This is a genomic window from Sorangium sp. So ce426 (assembly GCF_051475585.1).
Lineage (GTDB): Bacteria > Myxococcota_A > Polyangia > Polyangiales > Polyangiaceae > Sorangium > Sorangium cellulosum_B.
On the sequence record NZ_CP150341.1, the window covers coordinates 3234648 to 3259687 of the forward strand.

At 70.6% G+C, this 25040-nt stretch carries 16 protein-coding genes; 4 read left to right on the forward strand and 12 right to left on the reverse strand.

Going from position 1 to position 25040, the window contains the following annotated elements:
* The first annotated feature begins 3 nt into the window (after positions 1-3).
* Both WMF44_RS12385 and WMF44_RS12390 read left to right on the forward strand, forming a co-directional pair.
* Positions 4-4377, forward strand: coding sequence for a DUF6531 domain-containing protein (locus WMF44_RS12385; RefSeq protein ID WP_437299333.1), 4374 nt, complete (start codon positions 4-6; stop codon positions 4375-4377).
* Positions 4378-4396: 19 nt separating this feature from the next.
* Positions 4397-5812, forward strand: coding sequence for a hypothetical protein (locus WMF44_RS12390; protein ID WP_437299334.1), 1416 nt, complete (start codon positions 4397-4399; stop codon positions 5810-5812).
* On the opposite strand, the gene WMF44_RS12395 is transcribed toward WMF44_RS12390, so the two are convergent.
* From WMF44_RS12395 to WMF44_RS12430, 8 genes are all read right to left on the reverse strand, one after another.
* Positions 5805-8255, reverse strand: coding sequence for a type VI secretion system Vgr family protein (locus WMF44_RS12395; RefSeq protein ID WP_437299335.1), 2451 nt, complete (start codon positions 8253-8255; stop codon positions 5805-5807). The genes WMF44_RS12390 and WMF44_RS12395 overlap by 8 nt on opposite strands.
* A complete protein-coding gene (locus tag WMF44_RS12400; RefSeq protein ID WP_437299336.1) occupies positions 8252-8401 on the reverse strand; it encodes a hypothetical protein in 150 nt (49 codons plus the stop codon). The genes WMF44_RS12395 and WMF44_RS12400 overlap by 4 nt, the downstream gene beginning before the upstream one ends.
* 552 nt (positions 8402-8953) lie before the next feature.
* Positions 8954-9835: a hypothetical protein gene (locus WMF44_RS12405; protein ID WP_437299337.1), complete on the reverse strand. Its 882-nt coding sequence runs from the start codon at positions 9833-9835 to the stop codon at positions 8954-8956.
* A 191-nt stretch (positions 9836-10026) separates the two neighbouring features.
* Positions 10027-11538, reverse strand: coding sequence for a pyridoxal phosphate-dependent decarboxylase family protein (locus WMF44_RS12410; protein WP_437299338.1), 1512 nt, complete (start codon positions 11536-11538; stop codon positions 10027-10029).
* Between the two features lie 141 nt (positions 11539-11679).
* Positions 11680-12168, reverse strand: coding sequence for an SsrA-binding protein SmpB (smpB, locus tag WMF44_RS12415; RefSeq protein WP_012234932.1), 489 nt, complete (start codon positions 12166-12168; stop codon positions 11680-11682).
* Between the two features lie 217 nt (positions 12169-12385).
* On the reverse strand, positions 12386-13282 hold the full coding sequence (locus WMF44_RS12420; RefSeq protein ID WP_437299339.1) for an STAS domain-containing protein: 897 nt from the start codon (positions 13280-13282) through the stop codon (positions 12386-12388).
* 106 nt (positions 13283-13388) lie between these two features.
* Positions 13389-14249, reverse strand: coding sequence for a BPTI/Kunitz domain-containing protein (locus WMF44_RS12425; protein WP_437299340.1), 861 nt, complete (start codon positions 14247-14249; stop codon positions 13389-13391).
* Between the two features lie 268 nt (positions 14250-14517).
* Positions 14518-14889, reverse strand: a complete 372-nt coding sequence (locus WMF44_RS12430) for a cupredoxin domain-containing protein (protein WP_437299341.1) — start codon at positions 14887-14889, stop codon at positions 14518-14520.
* A gap of 203 nt (positions 14890-15092) precedes the next feature.
* On the opposite strand from WMF44_RS12430, the gene WMF44_RS12435 reads away from it, so the two are divergent.
* Positions 15093-15995: a hypothetical protein gene (locus WMF44_RS12435; RefSeq protein ID WP_437299342.1), complete on the forward strand. Its 903-nt coding sequence runs from the start codon at positions 15093-15095 to the stop codon at positions 15993-15995.
* A 54-nt stretch (positions 15996-16049) separates the two neighbouring features.
* Positions 16050-16751: a DUF4336 domain-containing protein gene (locus WMF44_RS12440; RefSeq protein ID WP_437299343.1), complete on the forward strand. Its 702-nt coding sequence runs from the start codon at positions 16050-16052 to the stop codon at positions 16749-16751.
* Between the two features lie 248 nt (positions 16752-16999).
* Here WMF44_RS12440 and WMF44_RS12445 read toward each other — a convergent pair whose 3' ends face one another.
* The 4 genes from WMF44_RS12445 to WMF44_RS12460 all read right to left on the reverse strand — a co-directional run bounded on the left by WMF44_RS12445 (position 17000) and on the right by WMF44_RS12460 (position 24966).
* The gene (locus WMF44_RS12445; protein WP_437299344.1) at positions 17000-18139 is read right to left on the reverse strand and encodes a hypothetical protein; all 1140 of its coding nucleotides are present in this window, start codon (positions 18137-18139) and stop codon (positions 17000-17002) included.
* Between the two features lie 198 nt (positions 18140-18337).
* Positions 18338-21652: a beta-propeller domain-containing protein gene (locus WMF44_RS12450; RefSeq protein ID WP_437299345.1), complete on the reverse strand. Its 3315-nt coding sequence runs from the start codon at positions 21650-21652 to the stop codon at positions 18338-18340.
* Between the two features lie 466 nt (positions 21653-22118).
* Complete coding sequence (locus WMF44_RS12455) at positions 22119-23363, reverse strand: ATP-binding protein (RefSeq protein ID WP_437299346.1); 1245 nt, start codon at positions 23361-23363, stop codon at positions 22119-22121.
* A 109-nt stretch (positions 23364-23472) separates the two neighbouring features.
* Positions 23473-24966 (reverse strand): protein kinase domain-containing protein, encoded by a 1494-nt coding sequence (locus WMF44_RS12460; protein ID WP_437299347.1) that lies wholly within the window; start codon positions 24964-24966, stop codon positions 23473-23475.
* Between the last annotated feature and the right edge of the window lie 74 nt (positions 24967-25040).

Here is a 25040-nt window from a genome sequence, read left to right on the forward strand (position 1 = left end):
CCAATGGCCAGACTGGCGAGCACCTGGTTGGATCCGGTCATCGGGCTCGACTTCCACCTTCAAATCGTCCTCCGCCCGCCCATCCCCCCGTTCGTCTGCCCCTTTCCGCATCCGTTCGTCGGTCTCGTCCTCGATCTGGGCGGATTGGTGGCCGGCATCGCGCTCACCAACGTCCTGGGGAGTGTTCTGGGGGGTGGCGGAGGCTTCGTCGGGCCGGTGCTCGTCAACTGGTTGCCGGCCACCAACGCGGGCACCGAGGTCCGCGGGCTGCCGATCCTCCACTACCCGTACATGGGCTCATGGCTGCCCTTTCCGCGCCTGAAACCGCCGATTCGCCCCGATGACGTCGTGAAGCCGGACCCGCCCATCCCGCCCAATGAGGCGGTCATCATCACCGGCTCCGACAGCGTGAACGCGATGGGAGGGAGCATGAGCCGGATGGGGGATACCGGGCTCAGTTGCAGCGATCCGATCCCGCTGCCTCTGTCGTTCATCATCGCCGTGCCCAAAGGCCGGCCCGTGCTGGTCGGAGGCGGCACGACGATCGACTTCCTGTCAGCCGCGTTCAGCATCCTTCCGTCGAAGTTCATCACCGCTCCGCTGCGCGAGGGGGTCGGGAGGCGCATCCGGAGGTACTTCTCGCATTCGCGGTTCGACCGGCTGCGGAACCGGTGGCCGCGGCTGTTCTGCTTCCTCACCGGCCACCCGGTGGACGTGGCCACCGGTCGCATGCTGACGAGCGCGATCGACGCCGAGCTCCGCGGGCCCTGGCGGCTCGTCTTCGAGCGCACGTACTACTCGAGCTGGTCGCACCGCCAGACCTCCCTCGGCTGGGGGTGGAGCCACGCGTATGACGAGGCGCTCTGGCCGGAGCCGGGCCGTATGGTGCTCCGCCTCGGCGACGGGCGGGAGATCGAGTTCGACACCTTCGACCATCCGGCGCGGCAGCTCAGGGTGGGCGACGAGGTGACCGATCCGGTCGACCGCTTGACCCTCCGGCGGGCGCACGAGGATCGCTTCACCGTGAGCAGCGAGGACGGCAGCCGCCGCGAGCTGGCCCGCGTGGTCCCCGATCGCACGGGCGGGCCCACCTACCGTCTCGTTGCGTGGCACAGGCGCGGGCACACCGTCCGCTTCGAGTACGACGATCGCGGGCTGCTCGTGCAGATCGTCGACGCGGTCGGCCGCGCCGTGCGGCTCGTGAACGACGAGCAGGGGCGCCTCGTCACGCTGGCGTTGCCGCACCCCGAGCAGGAGGGCGCGTGGGAGGTGGCGGCACGATACGTGTACGACGCGCGCGGCGACCTCTGCGAGGTCCACGACGCCGGAGGGGCGGTGACCCGGTACGCCTACGAAGACCACCTGATGGTCCAGGAGACGAACCGCGTCGGCGAGAGCTACTACTTCGGCTATGACGGCCGCGACTCCTCGGCCAGGTGCGTCCGCACCTGGGGCGACGGCGGCCTCTTCGACCACGTCCTCACGTACGACACCCAGGCCCGCGTCACCCAGGTGGAGGACAGCCACGGCGCCCGGACCGAGTACCGCATGAACGACTGGTATGCGGTGGTCCGCGTGCGCGAGCACGACGGCGCGGTGGTCAGCTACACCTACGACGACTTCATGCGCTTGACGGCGATCGAGCGGCCCGGCAGCGAGCGCCTCGAGGCGAGCTATGACGCGCGGGGCAACCTCACCGAGGTGACGTCGCCGAACGGGCACCGCACCCTCCTCGAATGGGACGAGCGAGACCGGCTGTCGGCGCTGGAGCTCCCCGGCAGCGGGCGCTGGAGGTTCGATCACGACGAGGAGGGCCGCATGATCCACGCGGCCGATCCGGAGCAGCGGGTGACGTCCGCGGACTACGACAAGCGTGGGTTCTTGGTTTCGCTGTCACGCGCAGGGGAGGAGCGCGTCACGTTTCTTCACGACGCGTGGGGAAACTGCGTGGGGGCGCAGCAGGGCGCCCTCTCCTCGGCGCGGACCCGCTTCGACCGGCGCTCCCGCCCGGTCGAGGTCGCGGACGGAGCGGGCGCGGTGCAGTTCCATTACGATCGGCGGGATCGCGTGGTCGCGATCGCGCGCGATGATCGCGCGTTGCGCATGGCCACCGACGCGGAGGGCTCGCTCGTGGCGGTGACGTCGCCGAGCGGCGCCACCTTGATGAGCGCAGATCATGGGGGCAAGGCGTGGCCCCTCTCCGAGACGAGGGGAGGCTCCACCCTGCGCTACCGGCGAGACACCGAGGGCCGCCTCGTCGGCGTCGAGGGATCGATCGTCGGCCCATTGATGCTCAAACGCGACATCCAGGGGCGCCTCATCGAGGAGCGCCTCGGTGAGCAGCGCGTGCGTTACTCGATGGACGCGCGGGGGCGCGTGGTGAGCGCCGTGGACGCGCTGGGCGACCGGGCGGAGCAGGACATCGATCCGGACGGCGTGATCACGCGGCAGCGCTTCTTCGATGGGGCGACGCTGCGCGTCCGCTACGACGCTGCGGGGCGCGCCGAGGCCATCCACGATGGCGTCAAGGAGAGGCGGGTTCGCTACGACGGTGGCGGGCGGGTCGCGGAGGACGTGTTCGACGGAGGCCGGTGTCACTTCTCCCGCGACGAGCGAGGGCGGCTGACGCGGGCGGTGCACGAGCAAGGAGGGCGCTCGATCAGCACGGAGCTCGTCTACCTGAAGAGTGGCCTGGGCGTGGACGAACATGCCGGCCGGCTCCAGGTGCGTTACGAGGTCGATACGCACGGAGACCTCTCTTCCATGCGGTCGCCCGAGGGGATCGTGACACGGTATGGCGTGGTCCCCGGCGGCGGCTATCACATCGAGCGCGAGGGGCTGGCGATCCGGGTGGGCCAGGCCGGCGACGCGCTGGGCCACACGCTCCGTCAGGGGGGCTCGGAGGTCACGATGCGCGTCGACTTCGACGAGGGCGGCCGGCTCCGGCGACAGGTGGTGCGCGCCGGCGCCACGGCGCTCGAGCGTGATTGGCGGTATTCGAACGGGCTGCTCGAAGCGGTCACGGACGCATGGGGAGTCACGCGCTACAGCCACGCGGACGGGCGCACCTTGCTGTCGGTCGAGCACGGCGAGGTGCGCGAGCGGTTCACGGCTCGGCCCGGAGGGATGGTCCGCGGGGACGGCAAAGGATGGGTGCTCGGCCCTGGCAACCGCGTGATGGCGGCAGGGTCGTGGCGCATCGATCACGACGACGCCGGGCGGCGGGTGAGCGCCGACGATGGAAGCTGCGAGGTGGGCTATCGATGGAACGGCCGCAACCAGCTGCTGGAGGTGCGGCAGCCGGGAGGCACGCGGATCGAGCTCGATTACGACGCCTTTGGCAGGCGCGTGCGAAAGGCGACGTATGAACGCGGGAGCAAAGAGCCCGTCCGGACGACCGAGCTCCTGTGGCACGGCGATCGTATCGTCGCGGAGTACCGGGACGGTGAGCTCGCCAGGGAGTGGCTCTACGTTCCGGGCAGCGCGATCCCTGTCGTGCAGATCGAGCGGGGCATCGCCTACCTCTGCGTCTTCGATCAGGTGGGCAAGATCGGCGAGCTCGTGCGCGCCGACGGGCACGTCGCGTGGTCGGCCCGCATGGATGCGTACGGGCGCATCGTCGACGAGCGCGCGGAGGAGGGCGGTCCACGATGTCCGTTCCGGCTGGCGGGCCACTACGAGGACGAGGAGACCGGCCTCTTCGCCACACGATTCCGGGTATTCGACCCGGCGTCGATGCGGTGGCTTTCCCCGGACCCGCTCGGGTTCGCCGTCGGTCCTGATCGCTATGGGTTCGGAGGCTCGCCCGCGCACCACGCCGACGTCCTCGGCCTTTCCACGTGTCGCCTGAAGCTGGACAACCCGAAGACGGGGCACATCCCACTGCCTCGATCACCCGACGAGGTGGACGACTGGATGGCGAAAATGAGGGCCTCGGGGGCACGGATCTTCGTCGTCCACCCCGACATGAGAATACACCCCGAAGCGCTTCTTCAATACAAGGGAGAGGCTGTCGATCGATTATTCAAGGCCCAGATTCAAATCAACAAGATCAGAAGATACCTGCCCGCTGAGCCCCGCGTCTGGAACGATGTGGGTGTCTGGTACCCCCTTAACCGTGGTGGCACGCTTGACTTCAGGGAGCTCGAAGATTTCATGGGCGTGCCGGGAGAAAAGGTCACCGCGATCACCCTGGACACCCCGATCATCCTCATGGGCGGATGGTTCAATCCACAGACGTGCTCGGGGTGTGTCGACGATCAGCTGCGTCTATTCAAGGATATGGGGTTCACGGACGTGACTGTTCACCCATTTGGAGTCCTCACGCCGGCCAACGAATCAATCCCATCCAATTGGCTCAACCCCGCCCAGCCCTGACGAGTAATCTTGCATTGAAATGCTCGGCGAATACAAGCGCACCCTGACCGCCCTCGCCGACCAGCTCGGCTATTTCCTGCGTGCTCGCGAGGTGCGCCTCCTCGAGCTGGTCGTGCCGGCCGATCTGCGGCGCCCGGCCTTACAGCTGGTGGTGGAGCACGAGCTGCACCCCGAGAGCGGTCATGCGTTCGTCGCGGTCGAGGCGCCGTGCGACGAGAACGACGCCGGGTGGACGGCCCGCACCAAGGAGCTGCGCGCCCACCACGACCACCGCAAGGCGTGGATGGAGAAACACGCGCAGCAGCTGCCGCCCCTCGAGCCCAGCATCGCCAGCGGGCTCGCGGGCTTTGCTCAGCAGCTCGTCGCGATGCGGCGAGCGCTGGGTACGCTCGTCGATGGGATCACGGTGGTGCTCGCCCCCCGGCGCGTGAGCGATACGGACCAGTGGCAGCTCGACCTCGAAGCGCTGGTGACCGCGAAGGACCTGGGCGAGATCCGCTGGATCGCGGCGTCCGAGGAGACGCGGCTGGAGCCGCTGCTCGATCGCCTGGGCCAGCGCGCGATGCGCGTCGAGCTCTCGGTGGACGAGCGACGGAGCAACGAGGAGCTCGCGGCGATGATGGACGCAGCAGCTGCCGCGCCGCGCGGAGCTCACCCCTTCGCCGTCGTCGGGGCGGCCTGGCCCCGTGGGGTCAGCCCTCCGCGCAGGCTGCGCGAGCGGCCCGTATCGACCAACTCGGACGAGCTGGTGCGATCCCTGGACGATCCCGCGCATGCCACGCTGGTGGGGCCCGGGGGAACGACGCTGCGCAACCTGATCTTCCGCGCCGCGCTGGCCGCGCGGCGCGACGACGGCAAGGACGAAGCGCTCGCCACGCAGCGAGAGGCCTGCGCTTTCTGCGCCGAGCGCGGGCTGGAGCGTGAGCTTGGAATGCTCTCCGTCGCGCTGGCGACCTACCACCATCGCTTCGGGGAGGAGCGCGAGGCGATCGCCGTCCTCGAATCGACCGCGTCCCGCGCGACGCAGCGCGGCGTCCTGGATATCGCCGCCACGGCCGATCTCACGCGCGGCAGCCTGCTGCGCGCGCTCGGAGCCGAGATCGACGCCCTCACCGCCTACCGGCGCGCTGCCGCCCGGGGCACGGGCTCCGCGGCGCCGCTGCTCGTTGTGATCGAGGCCAGGCGGCTCTCGGCCGAGATGGCGCAGGAGCTCACGCTCGCGGACGTGGCCCGAACCGAGCTGGAGGCCGCGGTCCAGGCCGCGGCGAGGGGCCCGGGCGCGGAGGTCGCGGCGACGACGGCGGGAGAGTGCGCGCGCATGCTCGCGCAGATCTACCGGACCGCCGGCCTGCCCGAGCGCGCCCTGGCGCTGATGGACCTCGCCAACGATTTCGAGCGAGGAAAGACGCCGACGACGGTGCCCTTCCTCAGTTGAGCTTGATGACCGCTGCCGTCACCTCGACCGCGAGGTCTCCGTGCACCTCGGTCGAGCCCCCTGCCAGGCTCACCGTGGGGCCGCTCACGGCGACGCCGCCGGACTCGCCCGCGATGACGACGTTGCCGCCCGCGACGTTGATGTCGCCGCCCGAGATGCTGATGTTGCCGCCCGTGATCTCGATCTGCGTCACGCTGCCGAGGTGGAGGAGCGTCTTGCCGTCCACGGAGACCGTCCCCTCCGCGCTGTCGATCGTGACCCGCTGCTCCTGCGCGTGGATGGAGACCGTCTTGTCGGCGTTCACGACGAAGTCATTGCTGGAGAACTCCTGCTTGCGGAGGCTGCTGTACTCGGTGACGACGGCCTTGAAGTCCTGCCAGGGGGCCGTGAACGTCTGCTTGGTGCCGTCGCTGAGGGACTGGCCCAGCTTGGACGAGAGGCCCGACTGCTCCTCGGCCGCATATTGAATGCTCCCGCCGACGTCGAAGTCCTGGGTGCCGGTGATGTGGAACCACTGCTTCTCGCCCTGGACCGTGACGTCCTGGCTGCCCTTGACGTCCACCCTCTGATCGCCGGTGTGGACCTTGATCTCCTGAACCCCGTTCATGATGTCGATCGACTGCCAGCCGTCGATCGTGGTCGCCTGGTTGCCCCCCACGAAGATCGACCGGCTCTCGCCGATGGTGATCGACTCGTTCGCGCCGACCATCTCCGAGTTGTCGGCGCCCACGGTGGTCGAACGGTTCGCGCCCGTGGCCTCGGTGCGGTTCACCCCGACGGTCGAGGTGCTGTCGTGCTTCACGAACTCGGAGCGGTCGTTCTCGACGACGGTGCTCCAGTCCTTCGCCGCGTGGACCTTGATCTGCTCGCTGCCGGCGGCGTCGTCGAACAAGATCTCGTTGTACTGCGCGCCGCCGGGCACCGAGAGGCTCTTGATGGTGCTGATCGTCGGGGCGCCGACCGACGGCGCGGGCGGCATCTTCGCGCCGTTGTACACGCGGCCGGTGACGATCGGGCGATCGGGATCGCCCTCGAGGAACTCGACGATCACCTCGACGCCCACGCGCGGATGCCAGACCGCGCCCTCGCCGCCGCCCGCGAACGTCTGGCTGACGCGCACCCAGCACGAGCTCGGCTCCTTCGCCAGCCGCGCCTCCTCGTGATCCCAGTGGAACTTGAGCCGCACGCACCCCACGAGGTCGCCGACGTGCACCGTGGCGCCGGGGGCCTCGGGCGCGGAGGTGACGAACGCGGTCTGCGAGCCCTGGATCCGCGGCCTCGGCGTCACGCGCGCCGGGCGGAAGCGCGACTCGCCGTCCCGCCGGCGCGCGGCTTCGAAGCGGCATCGGAGCGGGACATCGCCGGCGGCTGCGGGCAGGTGCTGGATGACGCCGGACTGCTCGCCGCGGACCTCGAGCTTGGTGATGAGATAGTCACCTTCGTGGGTGCTCCTCGCGTCGACGATCGACACGAGCGAGCCTGCCGAGAGCGTCCGGACGTGCCCCTCGCCGGTCGCGTAGCTCGCCTCGACGGCGTAGCGATCCACGAGCGCCGTGGCCAGCGGCTCGCCCTGGGACGGCGCGTCGGTGTAGCCGCCGGGGTAGCTGTACTCGCTGAGGTCGCCGCTGCCGGCGCGCGCGAGCATGGGCAGAGCGGGCTTGTGCCAGTCGTAGTCGTCGAGCGAGACGCTCCTGGCGCGGAGCCGGCCGCCGAGGCGCAGAACTGACAGCTCGCGCCCGGGCAGGTCCGGCCCGATGGGCGCGCCGCCCGGGGTGCGGCCGGCGTCCCGGTCCGAGAGCACGAGCAGGCAGGTCTGGCCGCCGTTCTCGTAATGGTAGCCGATGCCCTCTTCTTCCAGGAGGCGCGAGAAGAAGGCAAAGTCGCTCTCGTTGTACTGCACGCAGTAGGGCCGCGCGCTCGCCTGGTCGATGCGAGGGCTGTTCGTGACGCGCCAGGTGTACTGTTCGGCCGCGGGGCTGAAGGAGCTGAAGTCGCCGTCGTCGGGCGGGGCCGTGGCGCCGTCGGCCTTCACCAGGTTCGGGTCGCCCTGCAGGACGGCGTCGATGATCTCGCGCGTGGTCTTGTCGAGGAAGATGCGACAGCGCCTCCGGTACAGGCCGCGCGCCAGCGGCGACACCAGCACGAGGCGGTAGAGCATCCCGCCGGGCAAGCTGCTCATCTCCTCGGCCTCGGCGATGATGCCGTGGACGACGCGAAAGTCGGGGGTCGTCAGGGTCTTCAGGCGGAGCGTGGCGCGCTTGCCGATGAGCTCGAAGGGATCGACCTCGGGCACGGGGCCCTTCGCGAGCAGCGTGAGCTCGTAACGAGAGAGGGCGGATATCTCTTCATGGCCCCGAAAGCTCACGACCTGAAAACAGCCCCAGGGGCCGCCCGGACCGCCGGCCCCTTCGAGCGCCAACGTGAAGTCGAACTCCATCATCATGTGACCGCGAGCTTGCGCGCCAGCACCGACGCGGGAGCTGCCGCGAGCGACCTGATCTCGACGCCCTTGTCGCGTCGCGGGCGAAGGGTCGGGACCGCACGGGCAACGGCTTCGTCAAGCGTCGCGTCGATCTCGATGTCGGCCATATTCATCCTGAACATAGCCCCTTCGGCTGCGTTCGCCTACCTCCGCGCTCGAGCCAGCGTCACGGCGAGCTCCCCAGGCCCGGGACGTGGCCGTGACGCCCGGGTCGGGCCCATGCCCCCGAGGGGTGCGATCCGTCGTCAGGCGCTCCCCAAATCCCCGTGGAAACGACGGATCGCGACGGTTCGCCCTCGCGGAATCGCCCCGACGGATCGCGCCTGGTCGCCACAGCAAGTTCGTCCTTAGGCGACGCGGTACCAGCAGCCATCGGAGCCTTGCTGTTCGCTCTTTCCCCAGACAACCCGGGAGCGATCCTTGAGTTCAAGTCCACGGGACCGAGCTGTGAGCCAGCGCCCGGCGACCAGGGTCTGTTGAGCTCCTTCCGTCTTCGCCCGCGCCTCCGCGCAGAGCGCGCCGGCGCGCCGGCGCCAGCCTGCCGTCGCGGAGCTCTTCCAGCACCTCGGCGAGGCTCGACGCAACGTCGTTGAGCGCCGCATTCACCCGGTCCGCGTGCGTCGCACGATCTGGCCCGTTCGACGCCGGTGAGATCCAGATCAGTCGCCCTTGCAGACGTCGGCGCAGGTGCCCGTCGCATCAGCACACGTGAAGGACGCGCAGTCCGAATCGGCGGAGCAGGGCGCGCCGGCGGCGCCGAGCGGCGTGCACGTGGCGCCATCACACGCCGTGCCGGCCGCGCAGTCGTCGTCCGAAGCGCATGGACCGCCCGCCTGCTCGCGCTCCTGGCATGTCCCGTCCTGGCGACAGCGAAGCTCTTCCTGGCAGTCGAGGCTTCCCTCGCACGACTCGCCCGTGGCGAGCCGTGGTGCGCACGTCCCCGCGTCGGGCGGTGAGGGCTGGTCGCACCGGAGCGCCTCGTCGCAGTCGAACCTCGACGAGCATGGCTCTCCGGCCGCCGCGCTCGCTTTGCACGCCGACGTCCCCTGCCCGCTCGCGTCGATGGTGCGCACGCAGCGGTCCCGGGCGCAGTCCCAGTCGTTGCCGCACGTCCCGCCCTCGGGCACGGCGCCGTCCCACGCATCGCGGCAGGACGGCGTGAACTCGGCGTCCACCCCCAGAAGCACGCCCAGTATTTCAAGCTCGGCGCAGGGGGCCGCGTCCACCTCGGCGAGGCACGCCGCCGCTTTCTCCGGGACGAAGGTGCCCTTCACCTCGCCTCCGCCGCTGACGGCAAGGAGGATCGCTTCGAGCTGCGAGGCGCACGCGTCGGCGGAGCTCGCGTCCAGGCCATGCGCGGCCCGGGTCGCGGCGTCGCAGCACGTGAACGTGCGGTCGCAGAGGGCCTTTGCATAGCTGGAGAGGAAATCGCTGCCTGTCCGCGCCGGCGCCTCGTCGTCCCCGCATCCCGGCACGGCGGACATGGCGACGGCGACGGCCGACAGGAGCGTCGCGAGCAAGACAGATCGATGCTTGCGCATGAAGAACCTCCTTGGTTCGATCGTAGATGGAGCGCCGGAGCCAAACCAGCGTGAGCGCCATGGCAAGATCCGGAATCTTCTCGCCAGGGGGTCGCGATGGTTGGCCGTTCCACGAGATCGAGCCAGCGCCGGGCGAGCGCGTCTGTTGCGCCCGTTGCGCCCGTTGCGCCCGTTGCGCCCGTTGCGCCCCTTCATTCGTCGTCCGCTCCTCCGCGCCGATCGCCCTCGCGCGCGGGCGAAAGCGGCCCGTCGCGGAGCTCTTCCAGCACCTCCGCGAGGCTCGACGCGACGTCGGCGAGCGCCGCGTTCACCCGGTCCGCGTGTGTCCTGAAGCTCAGGATGCACATCCGCAGCAGGAACCGCCCCCCGGCCACCACCCCCGTGAGCAGCACCCGCTGCTTCGCGTTCACCCGCGCGAGGAGGCGCCGGTTCAGCGCGTCGAGCGCCGGCCCGTCGCCGACGCCGGGCGGGCGCGCCCTGAAGGCGAGGAGCGACAGCTCGGGCTCCGCCACGACCTCGAGATGCGCCATCCGCCGGAGCGCGTCGGCGGCGCCGCGCGCGAGCGTGAGCTTCTCGTCGAGCTCGGCCCGGAAGACGGAGGCCCCATGCATCTTCAGCGGCAGCCACACCCGCAGCCCGCGCGCGTCGCGCGAAAGCTCGGGGCTGATCTCGCAGAAATCCACGAGATCGTCCTCTGCCTGCATCGGCGGCATGTACGACGCGGAGAGCGCGTGCGCGCGCCGCAGCGCCTCGCGATCGCGCACCGCCAGGCACCCCGTCCCGTACGGCAGGAAGAGGCTCTTGTGCGGGTCCAGCGTCACCGAATCGGCGCGCTCGATCCCCCGCATCGCCGCGCGCCCTCGCTCGGTGAGCGCGAAGAAGCCGCCGTACGCCGCGTCGACGTGCAGCCAGAGGCGCTCGGCCTCGGCGAGACCGGCGAGGGCGGGCAGATCGTCGATCGCACCGGTGCCCGTCGTGCCCGCGGAGGCGACGAGCAGGAAGGGCGAGAGGCCGCGCGCCCGGTCGCGCGCGACCGCCTCCGCCGCCGCGTCGGTCCGCATGCGGAAGCGCCCGTCCACCGGGATCTCGCGCACGGCCTCCGGCGGAAAGCCGGCGAGGAGCGCGGCCTTCGTCACCGAGTGGTGCGCTTCCTCCGAGGCATAGAGGGTCCCTCGCAGGAAGTCCGGCGGGAGGCGCTCGCGGCGCGCGGTGATCACCGCGACGAGGTTCGCGAGCGAGCCGCCGGTCGTGAGGATCCCCCCGGAGCCCTCGGGCAGGCCGAGCATGGCGCAGAACCAGGCGATCACGTTCGCCTCGATCTGCACGAGCAGGGGGGCGGCCTGGAAGACGCCCACATACCGGTTCACCGCGTCCGCGATCAGATCGGCCACGGCCGCGTGAAAGAGCCCGCCGCCCGGGATGTACCCCATGTAACCGGGGGACGCCGTGTTCAGGCTCATCGGGATGAGCTTGCCGAAGAGCTTCCGGAGGAGCTTTTCATAAGGCACGCCGCGCTCCGGCAGCGGCTCGCGGAGCGAGCGCGCGACCCGCTTGCCTCCCCGCGTCGCGTGCATCGGCTGCTCCGGCAGGCTCTCGATGTGCTGGACGATGCGGTCCATCGCGAGCTCGACCATCTCGCGCATGGCGTCGCCCGGCAGCTCGAGCGGGTGGGGGCCTGACGGCGGTCGTTTCGGGCGGGCCAACGCGCGCCATCCTACGTCATCGCGCGCTCCACGGCGGGCGGCGTTCGGGCGACGATGTCCGGCGGGACGAGCCGGCTCGTCAGGAGGGCGCCGGCCTGCGATCGACGCCCGAGCTGGGTCCTCCGCGAGCTCGCCGGAGCGTCACGCGCGTCCGTACCCTCGTTGTCCATGGACCACCACGGCGCGCATCTCGCGCTCGGCGTCCTGCTCCTTGATGGTCTCGCGCTTGTCGTGGCTCTTCTTCCCCCTCGCCAGCGCGATCTCGACCTTGGCCAGGCCGCTCTTGAAGTAGAGCCGGGTCGCGACGGCGGTCATCCCCTCGCGGGCGATCGAGAGGTCGATGCGCTCGATCTCGCGCCGGTGGAGGAGGAGCTTGCGCGCGCCCTTCGGCACGTGGCCGAAGGCGGCGCTGGCCATCGCGGCGATGCTCACGCCGTGCAAGAACACCTCGCCCCGGAGGACCGTGCAGAACGAGTCGGTCAAGTCGGCCTTGCCGGCGCGAAGCATCTTCACCTCGCTCCCCTTGAGGACGATCCCCGCCTCGAACCGGTCGCCGAGGTCATAATTGAAGCCTGCGCGCTTGTTGCGCGCGATGAGCGTCTCGCCAGGCCTGGCCTTTTCCTTCGGCACGGGGGGATCTTAGCCGTCGATGCCCAGCGCGGCGAAGCGCCGGGCGAACGAGAGGCCCGACAGGAGCAGCGGGCGGGCCTCGGCGAAGGCCGCGCGCGCATCGGCCTCCCGGCCGGCGCGGCGGGCGGCGCGCGCCAGGAAATAGAGCGCCTCGAGCGCCCAGGGACGTCAGCGCCCCGAGCAGGCAGCCGGCGGCCGCGATCCCCGGCAGGGTGCGTCATGGCGGGGACGGCGGCGAGGCTCCCGGGCTCGTCGCGGTGGCGAACGCGATCCCGCTCTGCAGATCGCGGCGGGTCACGATGCCTGTGAGATCGATGTCGAGGCGGACGATGGCCTGGGACACCTCGGGCCGGATGCCTGTCAGGACGACCTGCGCCCCGAGCAGCCGGACCGCCCGCGCCACCTGCAGGAGGGCGCTCGCCGAGGCCGTGTCGATGTCCGGCACGCCCGTGACGTCGATGATCGCCACCCGCGCCTGCCGCTCGACCACCTTGCCCAGCAGGTTCTCCATCATCTGCTGCGCCCGCGCCGCGTCCAGCGCGCCCACCAGCGGCAGCACGAGCACGCCCTGGCTGATGGGCACGATGGGCGCCGACAGCTCCAGGAGCGTCTTCGCCTGCATCCGGAGCTTGTCCTCGAGCTGCTTTCGCTTGGTGATCACCTCCGAGAACAGCACGATCCCGCCGATCTCGCCGGTCGTCGTGTGCCACGGGAAGATCCTCCAGCTACCCCATTCGACGTGCCCGTCGGCCCGCGGGAAGGGCTCCTCCTCATTCCCTTCCGAGGCCCCTGCGAGGCAGCGCTGGTGGATGGCCCTCCAGTGCTCGGGAATGTCGGGGAAGATCTCGTAATGGCGCCGGCCGAGGACATCTTCTTCGCGCAAGTTGAAATCCGCCAGGTGGCGGCGACTGGCCAGGATGTAGCGCATCTCCCGATCGAACATGGCAAACGCGGCCGGTGTGTAGGTGACGAAGAGGCGCACCTGCTCCTCGCTCCGGCGCAGCGCAGCGCGGAGGTGATCCCGCTCTTCGCCCGCCTCCTCCAGCTCCCGGATGCGCTGCCTCAGGCGCTCGTTCTCTGCAATGACATCCTTGTGATCCGATTCACAGTTCATCCGTGCCCCTTGCTCTATCCTCACCTCTATACCAAAAGAAGTGGAACGTCACAGGTCGTGCAGGGAGGTGTGCAGCGGGCGCTCGCCGGACGGACCTCCCTCGGGCTCAGGGCGTCTCGGAGAGCCGCGGCGTACACCTGCCCTCCGAGCACACCGCCGTCATTCCCTCCGGATACACGGGCACGCAGGCAGGGCACGCGACGATCTCTTCGGGGCAAACGAGGGCGCCGAGATCCGCGCTCTGGTTGAGGGCGACGATGCCTCTTCCGTCGCACGACTCGCAGCACCCGACGCCGTCCCGCAGGGCGCAGTCCGCGTCTTTCGTGCACTCCGTCAGCGGGGTTTCGCGCACGTCGACGACGACGCACCGCCCGCTCTCGCATGTGGCGGCGAAGTACTGGGAGGTGCGCTCGGCCTCGCCGACCTCCGGGCATCGCTCGCACTGTGTGTCCCCGCACCCGCTGGCACTCCAGAAATCCGCCACCGCGTCGCGGTGGAGGGCGACGAACGCGCTGGCGTCGACCGGGTCGCAGGAGGCGCAGCAGCGCGGCGGCGCGAGGACGCAATCGCCCGGCGCCGCGCATGCATCCATGTCCGTGGTGGTGCCCTGACAGGTCTCCAGGCACGCCGCGAGCGACTCGAAGCGGTTCTCGTTGCCCTCGCAACCACCATAGATGAACGGAACACACTCGCCGCTGCTGGGGTCGTGCCAGTAACTCGGGATCGCCGCGTCGCAGGGCCCGGTCTCCTGCGGCAGCGTACAGCGGTCCGGCGACTCGCCGCCGGCGCCGCTGCTCGCGGCCGAGCCGCCGCCGGTGCCAGCGACCGAGCTGCTGGAGCCGCCGCCGCTGCCCGCGACCGGGCCGCCGCCGCCCGGGCCGCCGCCGCCCGATCCGCCGTCGTTCCCCGCGCCGCTGCAGCCCGACGCGAGCAGGAGAGAGGTGAGCACGCCCAGACCGAGGGACAAGCGCTGGTAGTTTCCAAACACGCTGCAATCGGCGCGCCGTCGGTCACCTGAGCATAAGACAATCGAACGTAGGAGTTGCATCCGTAGTCGATGGCATGTCGGCCGGTGGTGTGCCAGGTGACGCTGCGCGCCGTGACGACGTGATCGAGGTGCGGCGCGCCCCTCTCCGGAGCGCCGCCTACGTGGAGGTACCGTGTCCCACCAGTCGACCGATCCGCCAGCCGGAGGGCTCGCTCGCGGTGAGCCGGGGAGCGCTTCCCTCTGCTGCTCACTTCCTCGGCGCGACGGCGATGGTGCCCTTGATCATCCCCATGCCGCACTCGAAGTGGAGCTCCCCTGCCTTCAGCTCGGGGAGGTCGATGGTCACCGGCTGTCCGGTCGGCAATTCCTTGCGGATACCGAGGCTCGGGAAGACGACCTCCTTGGTGCAGCCGCCGCTGTCGTGGCGGACGAGCCGGAGCTGCAGCCGCTCCCCCTCGACCGCGGCGATCTTGTCGGGCGCGAAGGCGCCGTGGATCATGATCTCGACCACGCGAGGGGCCTTCTGTGGCTCGGCGCTCGCGGGCTGAGAGCAGCCGAGCGCGGAGGCGACCGAGGTGATGCCGAGCGCGATCGAGAAGATGGCGTGCGTGACCTTCATGAGAAGCTCCTTTCAGGTGCCGCGGGAAGACGCGCGGGTCTCCGTCGCATTACAGTCGATCGCGGGAGACCGCCTCGCCTGCCGGGGCCGGCGCCGCGCGCCCCCGCCGGGCGCTCGTCGGGGAGATTGACTTTCGGAGCGCGTTTGGATTTCTTAGCCCCATAGCCGGGCGACACGGTCCCGACCCAGGGGGAGGCGACGTCTTGCCGTACCGCGACAAGCTGGAGGCTGCTTCGGGCACGGGGAAGCTGATCACGGTCCGCCGCTACCTCGATCCGGTCGCGGCCCAGATGGACCGCACGCTGCTCTCGGCCAACGGCATCGAGTCCCACGTGTTCGAGGCGGCGAGCTACAACCCGATGCTGAGCGGCGCCGCCGGCGGCACGCAGCTGCAGGTGCGCGAGGGCGATCTCCAGCGCGCGGAGGGGCTGCTCGAGGTCCACCCCGGGGGGGAGTCGGCCAGCAACGACGACGAGGAGGCTGCCGGGGTCCGCTGCCCGCGCTGCGAGCTCCCCTACTGCTTCCACGAGCGCCTGCGCCTCGAGGGCTCGAGCGCCGCCGCCGCGCTCGCGATCCTCGCCGCGCCGCTCATGCTGTTCCTGCCGAGGCGCTGGCACTGCCACAAGTGCGGCCATGTCTGGGACGATCCGAAGGCGGGGCCCGCCGCGATGACGAAGCTCGAGGAGGGCGATCCGCGGCCGGTCTTCCGCCTGCGGCGGGCGCACTCGGGCATGGGCCTTTTCCTCGGCCTGCTCGCGGGCTTCTGCGGGGCGATCCTGGTCGCGGCCGCCCTGCCGCGCGGCGCCGGTGAGGGGCTCGCCGCCGCCGTGCTCGTCGGGGCGCCCTTCGTCGGCTGGGCCGTCGGTCACTGGTGGCAGTACGATCTCTGCTCCGAGCCGGGCTGCCGCACGGCGCTGGCGTCCGATCGGAGCGAGTGCCCGCGCTGCGGCGGCGCCATCGCCGGCGTCGTCCGGTCGGCTGGCGAGCACCACGCGGCGGCCGCGGATTTCCGGCGCGAGCTCGGCGCGCTTCGGGCGGCGGACCGGGCGCGCGAGGGCGAGAAGAAGAAGAGAAGGAAGAATCGGCCAGCAGGCGCCGCGGGTTGAGGACGGATGGCCCTTGCCCCTTGAACGCCTTGGCCGCCTGGAGGATGCGCCCGCATGTCTGACAGCGCTCTCACCGCCGTGGTCGATGACACGATCTGGACCCTGGACCGCCCCGTGTGGTTCAGCGGGGTACGGATGCGCGCCCGCACAACGGTCGTGCGCCTCGACGACGGCAGCTTGCTCCTGCACACCCCGGCTCCTCCCACCGATGCGCTGGCAGAGCAGCTGCGCGCCCTGGGCTCCGTGCGCTGGCTGGTGGTACCCAACTGCTGGCATCATCTAGGGACACCCGCGGCGGCGGCGCGTTTCCCCGAGGCGCGGGTGGTGGGACCGGCGTCGGCGCTCGACAGGAACAAGGCGTTGAGAATCGACGTGGATATCCACGACGCCCGGTTCGGCGAGCAGGTCCCCGAGCTCGAGGCCTTGCCGCTTCGGGGCGTGCCGTTCTGGGACGAGACGGTGCTCTACCATCGGCCGACGCAAACCCTGCTGGGCGCAGACATCGTCCTTTGCGCTTGCGCCAGGGACCACTGGACCTTGCGTTACGCCGCGCGCCTTACTGGCTTCTACGAGCGGGTGCGCGTGCCCCCCGACGCCAGAAAGAAGATTCCGGACAAGGCCGCGGCCGCGCGCTCCATCCGCGCCATGCTGGAGCGACCGGCCCGGCGCCTCATCGTGGGGCATGCCGAGGTCATCGAAGAAGGTTGGCGCGACGGCCTCGCACGAGCCTGGCGACTGGAGGGCGTGGAGGTGTAGGTTGACAGCGCCGCTTCCATGCGGCTCTCGCCGAGCGAAAGTCCCGTCATTGCTCGCTCGATCAACGAGACCGGTGTCCCAGTGCGACAAACGGGTTGAAGCCGCACGCAAACAGCGAGAAGTTGGGACGCCAGAAGACGCCAAGAGGCGCCAAAAGACGCCAGAATTTTGTTATTTTCGTGGCGTCTTTTGGCGCCTCTTGGCGTCTTCTGGCGTCAAATTTTTATGGTTGCCTCATCGTTGGTGTCCTAGCCGGAGCGCCGGAACAGGCTCATCAACCGCCTGAGCAGCCCCGGCTTCGCGGCCGGCGCGCCCGCCGCCGGCGCCAGCGCCGCCTGGTCGCGGCGTGTTGACCTCGGCGCCGCATCACGGGGCTTCGCCACGGCGGCGTCACGGGGCTTTGCTGCAGCGGGAGGCGCTCCGGGCTCCTCGCGGGCGGCCTCCACGCGCTGGTCCGCGGTGGGCTCGGCCGCGCGGCTCGGTGCCTGCTTCGCTGCCTTCTTTTCGGCCCGCGCCTGGACTCTGGCCTTCATTGCCTCCTTGGCGGTGAGCGCGGGCTTCTTCTTCCGCGGGAATGCGGCGCTCGGCGGAGGCACCCACACGGCGTCTCGGCGCGGCTCGGGGGTCGCCGTCGTCTCCGGCGCAGGCGCCACGCCGCGCGTCTCGGCGGGCTGCGGCTGCCGCGACGCCTTGGAGGCGTTCGCCTCTCCCGCGGCGGGCGCGCGCTTCGCCTCGGCGAGCGCGGCGTTGCGCTCCGCCTCGCTCTGCGCGGGGTCCGCGGCGGCGGCCGCGCGCTGCTCTCGCGTGGCGGCGCCCGGCGCTGGATGGGCCGCGGGCGCGCGGGTCTGGGTAGCGCCCCCGGCGCCTGTCCGGCCGCGCGGCGTCGCCCCATCCCGCGCCCACCTGGCCTTGTCCGGCGAGCGGCGCTCGGCCGCGTTGCCGTCGCGCGCCCCGCGCTCGGCCGGGCCGCCGTCGCGCGCCCCGCGCTCGGCCGGGCCGCCGTCGCGTCCTGCGCGCTCGGCCGGCCCGCGCTCGCGCGCTCCACGGTCGGCAGGTCCACGCTCCGCCGGCCGCGCCGAGCGCCGCGGCGGCGGCTCCTGCGCGGGCGCCGGCGTGCGCGGCCGGCGCATGTCGATGACCCGCGGCGGCCGCGATCGCGCCGGCGCAGCGGCGGCGGGCGCAGCGGCGGCGGGCGCAGCGGCGGCCGGCGCCGCCACGGCGTCTGCCGCGCTCGCTGCGCCTGCCGCCGTGGTCGTCGTCGTGCCGCCGGAAGAGGCCTCCGCGACAGCCTCCGCCGGTTCTCCGGCGGCTTCCGTCGCGCGCTCCTCGACGGGCCCCGCGCTCTCCGGTTGCCCCTCGCCGTTTTCCGCTGTGCTTTGCTCGACCATGGGGCTCCTCCATAGCGTTGTCGGGCGCTCCGCGAAACCGGATCTCACCGCCTCGCACGCGCGGCCTGCGCGGTGCGTTGCGTTCGAAGAGGGAAAAGAGGGATGAGGCGGCCGCGCCGCGCGAAGCTGCGCGCCGCGCGCCATTGCGGCAAGCCGGCCCGGTGCGCTCGGCCCCGGCCGGCTTGCCCGGCGGCCCGGCTACTCGCCCAGGTAGGGGACGAGGTTGACGGTCTCCCGATCGAGCTGGTGAATCCCGAAGCGGCCGGCGGCGAACAGGACCTCCTCGCCGCTGGTCACGAACCTCTCCGGCCAGCCCCAGAGCGGGAAGAACGCCTGTGCCTTCGGCGCCTCGGGCTGCTCGAGGGAGATCGCCAGGGCGCCGCCGGGCACCTCGAAGAGCGCCCGCATGTCGGCCGTGTGGCGCAGCGACGCCCACGAGGCGAGTCGGACGGTGGAGAGCTCGTCGAACGCGGGGAGCGCGGGGTCCTCGTCCTCGTTCTCCGGCTCGGGCGGCGGCGCCTCACCCGCCGGCGAGAGCGTGGTCAGCTTCTGGTTGGGATCCCAGCCAGCGTACCACCAGCTGCTCGGACGCCAGATCAGGCTGTGGGACAGGACGGGCAGCCCGCGGCCATCGATGGAGATCGCGTTGACCTGGCGGTCCGGGAACTTCTGGTACTCCTGCAGGTACGCGAGCCCCTCGTGCACCTCGAGCCGCGCGATCGCCGTCTCGATGAACTGCTGGCCCCACACCCTGTCCCTCGCGTAGATCGACGCGCCCTGGATCGCGAGCACCTCGCCGGGCACGTTGATCCCCGGATCGAGCGCCGGCTGCGACGGGTTGGTCAGGTCGAGGTGCGTGAGGAAGTACTGCGTGCGCGGGCGCGGGTCGTCCGGCGCGCGCCCCGCGATCGAGCGCTTGATGTTGAAGTAGAGCTCCCCGTTGTCGTTGAGGACGTTCACGGTCTCGTTGTCGTCCGGCAGCGCGACGGCCGGCGCCACGGTCGGGTGGTCCGGGTCGGAGAGGTCGACCACGTGGATCTCGATCTGTGCCCAGCTGCGGCGCGGGACGTACTCATAACAAGTCGTCGACGTGATCCCCACGATGTCGTTCCGGTCGACCTCGACCGGCGTGCAGCTCGTGTCCGCGCCGGGGTGATCCGTGCACTCGGCGAACCCGCCGTTGCAGTACTCCTCGCCGCCGATGTTGCGGCACGTCCGCTCTCCGGCCATGTACGTGCAGCCTTCCTGCCCGAAGCAGCCCGGGTTCTCGACCGAGCTGGTCCGGCACGCCCAGCCGACCCCGAGGTCCTCGGAGTGGCCGATGACGCGCAGGAAGGCGAGGGCATCGCGCGCGGGGTGCACGGTCGAGAACGAGCCCCCCCCGCCGTAGTAGCTGCCCGTGGCGGGGAGATCGCTCGTGTCGAGCGTGCCCGCCCGCCGCGGCGCGGTCGGGTCGGACAGGTCGATCACCTCGAGGTGGGTCACCTTGCCCACCCAGTTCTCGAAGGTGGTCGTCAGCGACACGAGCAGGTTGCCCACCTGATGGAGCTGCGCGTCGGCCGGCAGATCGAAGGTGGCGATCGGCTGCGCGAGCTGGGTGAGCCCGGCGCTCGGCACGACCTCCGCCTTCATCTTCCGGCTCTCGGCGGGGGTCCAGTAGAGATCGTAAGGCATCTTCACGCGGACGCGGTGCTCGCCGAACGCGAAGACCTTCACGTAATCCGGGGCGAGATCGAGGTGTCCGAGCTTCTCCGGCGTGTCGAGCTTGTCCTGCGCGTAGAGGGTGAGCTCCTCATCCGAGACGTTCGCGGTGGCGATGTCCTCGGCGCGGAACGTGCGGCGCGCGGGGGTCCCGTGCTCCATCACGCCGCGGCGGGTCAGCGTGGTGTCCGAGAAGGTGAAGATCTGCACGCCGGAGAACGGCCGCCACGTGTTGTCCACGACCCTGTCAGCGGAGAACGGGAGCAGCACGAGGCCCGTCTCGGGCTCTCCGGTCGCCGCCACGGCGTCCACCGCGTCGTCGAGCACGGTGAACGCGCGGTGATCCCAGTCGGCCTCGGACCAGCTCCAGCCCTGCGCGCCGCCGTCGATCTCGGCGCGCGCCACCAGGGGATCCTGGCTCGTCAGATCGGTGATGTCGTAGAGGCTGGCCGCGAGCTGCCGGCCGTTCTGATCGTTCACGCCGATGCCGATCAGGCGGGTCGCGCCGAAGACCGGGCGGAAGAAGTTGTTCCACCCGGACACGATGAACTCGCTCTCCTCGGTGACGTTCCCGCTCGGATCGATGGAGAAGGCGTGGAAGGGATCCTGGCGCCGGTAGGTGACCGCGAACGCCCTGTCGTCCAGGAAGATGGCGCCGTAGAGCGACTGTTCGGCGCCGAACTCCTCGCTGTCGATCGGCACGATGTCGTCGGGATCGGCCGCGTTCCACGTCTCGAGGTAGCTGGGCTTCCCGTCGGCCCACTGCGGACCGGAGAAGACCCGCAGGATGTTGTCGCGGAAGTCCATGTGGAACTGGGAGCGCACGTAGCTGGCCGTGCCCACGCTGTCGCGCAGCACCATCGACCCGTCGCGGTTCGAGATGTCGATGATCGAGATCTCGCTGGGATGCTGCGACCAGCTGCCGCCGTTGCGCGCCACGAGGAGCACGTCCGCCTCCGCGTGGATGGCGGTCACGGCGTCGCCGAGCTCGATCTCGCCGCGCGGGGCGAGCGCGTCGGCGCCGACATCGAAGCTCCGGACGAGGGTCTTGTTGACCCACTGGAACTGCCCGGGGTTGATCTCCTCGAGCTCCGAGCCGTTCGAGGCGATGTAGAGCGAGCTCGCGCTGTCGCCGCGCGCGAGGCGGCTCGTCATGATGGCGCCGGTGACCGGGTATTGCGACAGGAGCTTCGGCGCGGCGCGGTCGGCGATGTCGATGAACAGCACGGTCCCGCCGGTCCGCCGCTCCACGGTGAGGCCGTCGGCCTTGAGCTGGTAGCCGGCCCAGTCGTTCAGGAGCACGACCGCGCGGTCGCCGACGACGTACATCTCGACCGGGGTGCCGGCGATCTGCATCTGGCCGAGGAACTTCGGGTCCGACGGGTCCTGGATGTCGATGACCTGCAGGCCGCGGAAGGTGTTGAGGTTGAGGATCTGCCCGTCGCCGAGGACGCGGTAGATGTCGCCTTCCTCGAGCTCGCGGCTCTCTTCCTCTTCTTCCTCCTCCTCTTCCTCTTCTTCTTCCTCCTCGCCGAGGTACCCCTCGGTGAAAGGATCATCGGCCGACACGAAGTCGGTGGGGCCCTCCGGGGTCTCGGGCTCCTCGGGCTCCTCTGGCTCTTCCTTGGGAGGATCAGGCTCCTCCTCCTCGGGCGGAGGCTTCTCGTTCTCTTCTTCGGGTGGGGTCTGCTCCTGGGGCTCGGGCTTGTTGTCGTCGCTCCCGCATCCCTGTCCGAGCAGCAAGAGCAGCGCGGCCATCACGCTGGCCTGCGCTGACAGCACACCTCTGAATAGCGCTCTTCTCTTCGCCACAGCTACTCCTCCCTGGCACCTCGCATGAGGTGCGGAGACTGCGCACATCGATGTGTCCTACACGGTTCAACGTGGTCGGAACGTCGCGGCCCGAGGGCGGCGGTGCGGCGAGTCCCCGGCGAGCGGTCGAGGGCGCGTCCGGCACGGCGCATCCCGCGATCGAGCCGGTCTTCGCGGCTTCGCACTACCGCGGACCGTGAGCTTGCATCCAGCGGAGTATCCACCTTCTGGAGGAGCCGCTCAACGTGGAATGCTGTGACGGAACGGAGGCAGCGCGGATTGCTCTGCGTGGCGCAGGATGGGTTCTTGGGTGGAGCGGAGCGCCGAAAGTTCACAGTTGGCGGCGTCTGCCCACACGACGGTTCGGACAGCGCTGGTTGCCGTCGACCCGAGCCGGTCTGCGGGGCGCTCGACGCCTTCTATCGTGACGTCGAGCGGCGCGGGGCCCGCGCTCGTCGCGCCCCCGTCACGCGGCCTCTTCCTTCTCCTCCGCCCGCGCCACCGGCAGCGCCACGAAGAACGTCGACCCCTTCGAGACCACGCTCTCCACCCAGATCCGCCCGCCATGGCCCTCGACGACCCGCTGCGCGATCGCCAGCCCGAGGCCCGTCGAGCGCTCCCCCCCGGTGCTGACCGTCCTCGCCCGCCCGAACGGCCGGAAGAGCTTCCCGAGGTCCTCCGCCGCGATCCCGGGCCCCTCGTCCTTCACCGACAGGATCACCTCGGCCCCCCCGCCGGCGCCCTCCACCCGGCCGCCGTGGACGCGGACGCGGATGGTCGTGCCCGGAGGCGAGTAGTGGATGGCGTTGCTGATGAGGTTGTTGAGCACCTGCTCCAGCTTGTGGGCGTCGACCTCGACCCGCGGGACGCCCTCGTCGCTCTCGACGACGAGCTTCATGTTCTTCTGCCCCGCCAGCACCATGTTGAGCGCCACGTTGGACTCGACGAGCTGGACGATATCCGTGCTCTTCCTGTCGAGGTTGAGCTTGCCGAGCTCGATCATCGACACGTCGAGCAGATCGTTGATGAGCGAGAGCATGAATTTGCTCGAGCTCCTGATCATGTTGACGATCTCGACGCCGCCGTTCTTGAGCAGCGACGACGGCTCCCCGCGCCGGTGGCTCATCAGCATGAAATCGCTGTAGCCCAGGATGACGCCGAGCGGGTTCCTGAGGTCGTGGGCCGCCATGCCGACGAAGCGGTTCTTCTCCTCGTTCAGCCGGACCAGCTCCGCGTTCTTCGCCGCGAGCTCCTCGTGCATCTGGACGAGCTGCCGGTTGCTCTCCTCCAGCGTTTCGGCGTACTGCTTGAGCTTGAGCTGGCTCCGCTTGTGCTCGATGGCGTAGCGGATCGTGCGCTCGAGGATCTGCGCGTCGAACCTCCCCTTCACCAGGTAATCCGCGACGCCCGCGCTCATCGCGGCCATGTCGATCTCCTCGTCGCCGACCCCCGTCAGCATGATGATGGGGATCGCGCAGCCGAGGTGGTTGGCCTCGCGCACGACGTCGAGGCCCGTCCGGGCGTCGAGCCGGAAGTCGAGGAGGCAGACGTCGTAGCCGCCGGCGCGCAGCGCCCGGATCGCCTCGTCCGAGCTGCTCAGCCACGTCACGTCGTACAGGGTGCGGGGAGCGTCGCGGAGGAGCCTCCGCGTGACGAGGTGGTCGACCTCGTCGTCATCCACAAGAAGGACCTTCATCGCGCTGTCGTTCATCGGGAGCCTCGACCACGCCGGACATCGGCGCTCTCCCGCCGGCAAGCTTCGCGCCACGCCGCCGGCTCTACCCCCGCCGCGGCGGAGGCCCGGGTCCTCGCCCCGCCCCTCATGGCCGGCGCTTCTGCTCTTCGGCGACGCCCACGAGCGCGCGCGCCAGGGTGATGAGCTGCCCCGCGTCGAACGGCTTGACGAGGAACGCCGACGCGCCGAGGCGCGACAGGCACTGCCAGTCGGCCGCGCCCCCGGTGCCGGTCGCCACGATGATCGGGAAATCCCCTTGTGGGAGCTCGCGCACCGCCGCCGTGAGCGCGATGCCGTCCAGCCCGGGCATGTCGAGGTCGAACACGCCGAGCGACGGGCGGTTCGCCTCGATGGCCGAGAGCGCCGCGGCGCCGTCGGGCGCGGTCTCGATGGCCGCGCCGGGCAGCGCCTCCGCGAGGACGCTGGCGAGGAAGCTGCGGAACGACGGGCTGTCGTCGGCGACCAGGACGCGCGTCGTGCGCGCGTACGCCGGCAGGGCGCCGCGCGCGTCGAGCAGCGCCTCGCGCAGCGCCTCCGCGCTCGCCGTGCGCTGGTCGGGCTCCTTGGCCAGCGCCGCGAGCACCGGCGCGTCGAACGACGGCGGCAGATCGGGGCAGATCTCGCTCGGCGGGATCGGGGGCTGAACCGCGTGCTGCATGACCAGATCCACCGTGCTCGTGCTCTGGAACGGCAGGCGGCCGGCGAGCAGGTAGTACGCGACCACCCCGAGGGCGTAGACGTCGATGCGCGGCAGCAGCGCCGGATCGAGCTGCCGGCCGAGCGCCACCTCCGGCGCCAGGTACGCCGGGGTGCCGGAGAAGGCGAGCTCGACCCGATCGCCGCGGGGGATCCGCTTCGCGAGCCCGAGATCGGCCACCACGACGCGGAGCGCCTGGCCGACGAGGATGTTGCTCGGCTTCACGTCGCGGTGAGCGATGCCCGACGCGTGGATCGCCGCGACGCCGAGGCAGGCCTGGTCGAGGACGCTCAGCGCCTCGTCGAGGCCGAGCCGGCCGCCCTTGTTGTGGACATACGTGTCGAGCGTGACGCCTGGCACGTACTGCATGACGAAATACGGCGCGTTCTCGTACTCGCCGAACGCATGGATCTCGACGACGTTCGGGTGGTGGACGCGCGCCATCGCCCGCGCCTCCGCCAGCAGGCGGGCCTGCATCTGCGCGTTGTCGAGCTGCTCCGGCCGGAGCAGCTTGATGGCGACGTCCCGCTGGAGCTGCTCGTCGCGCGCCAGGAGGATGACGCCCATCGCCCCCTCTCCGAGGCGACCGACGACGCGGTAGACCCCTCCGAGCAACGTGCCCTCGGGCGGCACCTGAACCGGGCTGCCTCCCTCGTGCAGGCTCGATCGCGCCGCGGCCTGCCAGAGGTCCTCGTCGCTCAGCGTGGAGCCGTCGCCGTTCCGCTCGGCCGGCGGCTCCGCCCGCGTGGGGGGACGGTCGCGCACCACGGTGTCGACGCCCTGCAGCGTATCCGCGGCATCGGGCGCGAGCGGCGCGGGGGGATCGCCGCCGTTCGCGCTTCCAGAGCTGAAGCCGGGCGAGCCGTCCGCCGCGTCTGCCATGGTGCGCATGATACGTGCCCTGCGCATGCCTATCAACGGAGAGCGACACGCGCTCCAGCCGCGAAGCGCGGTGC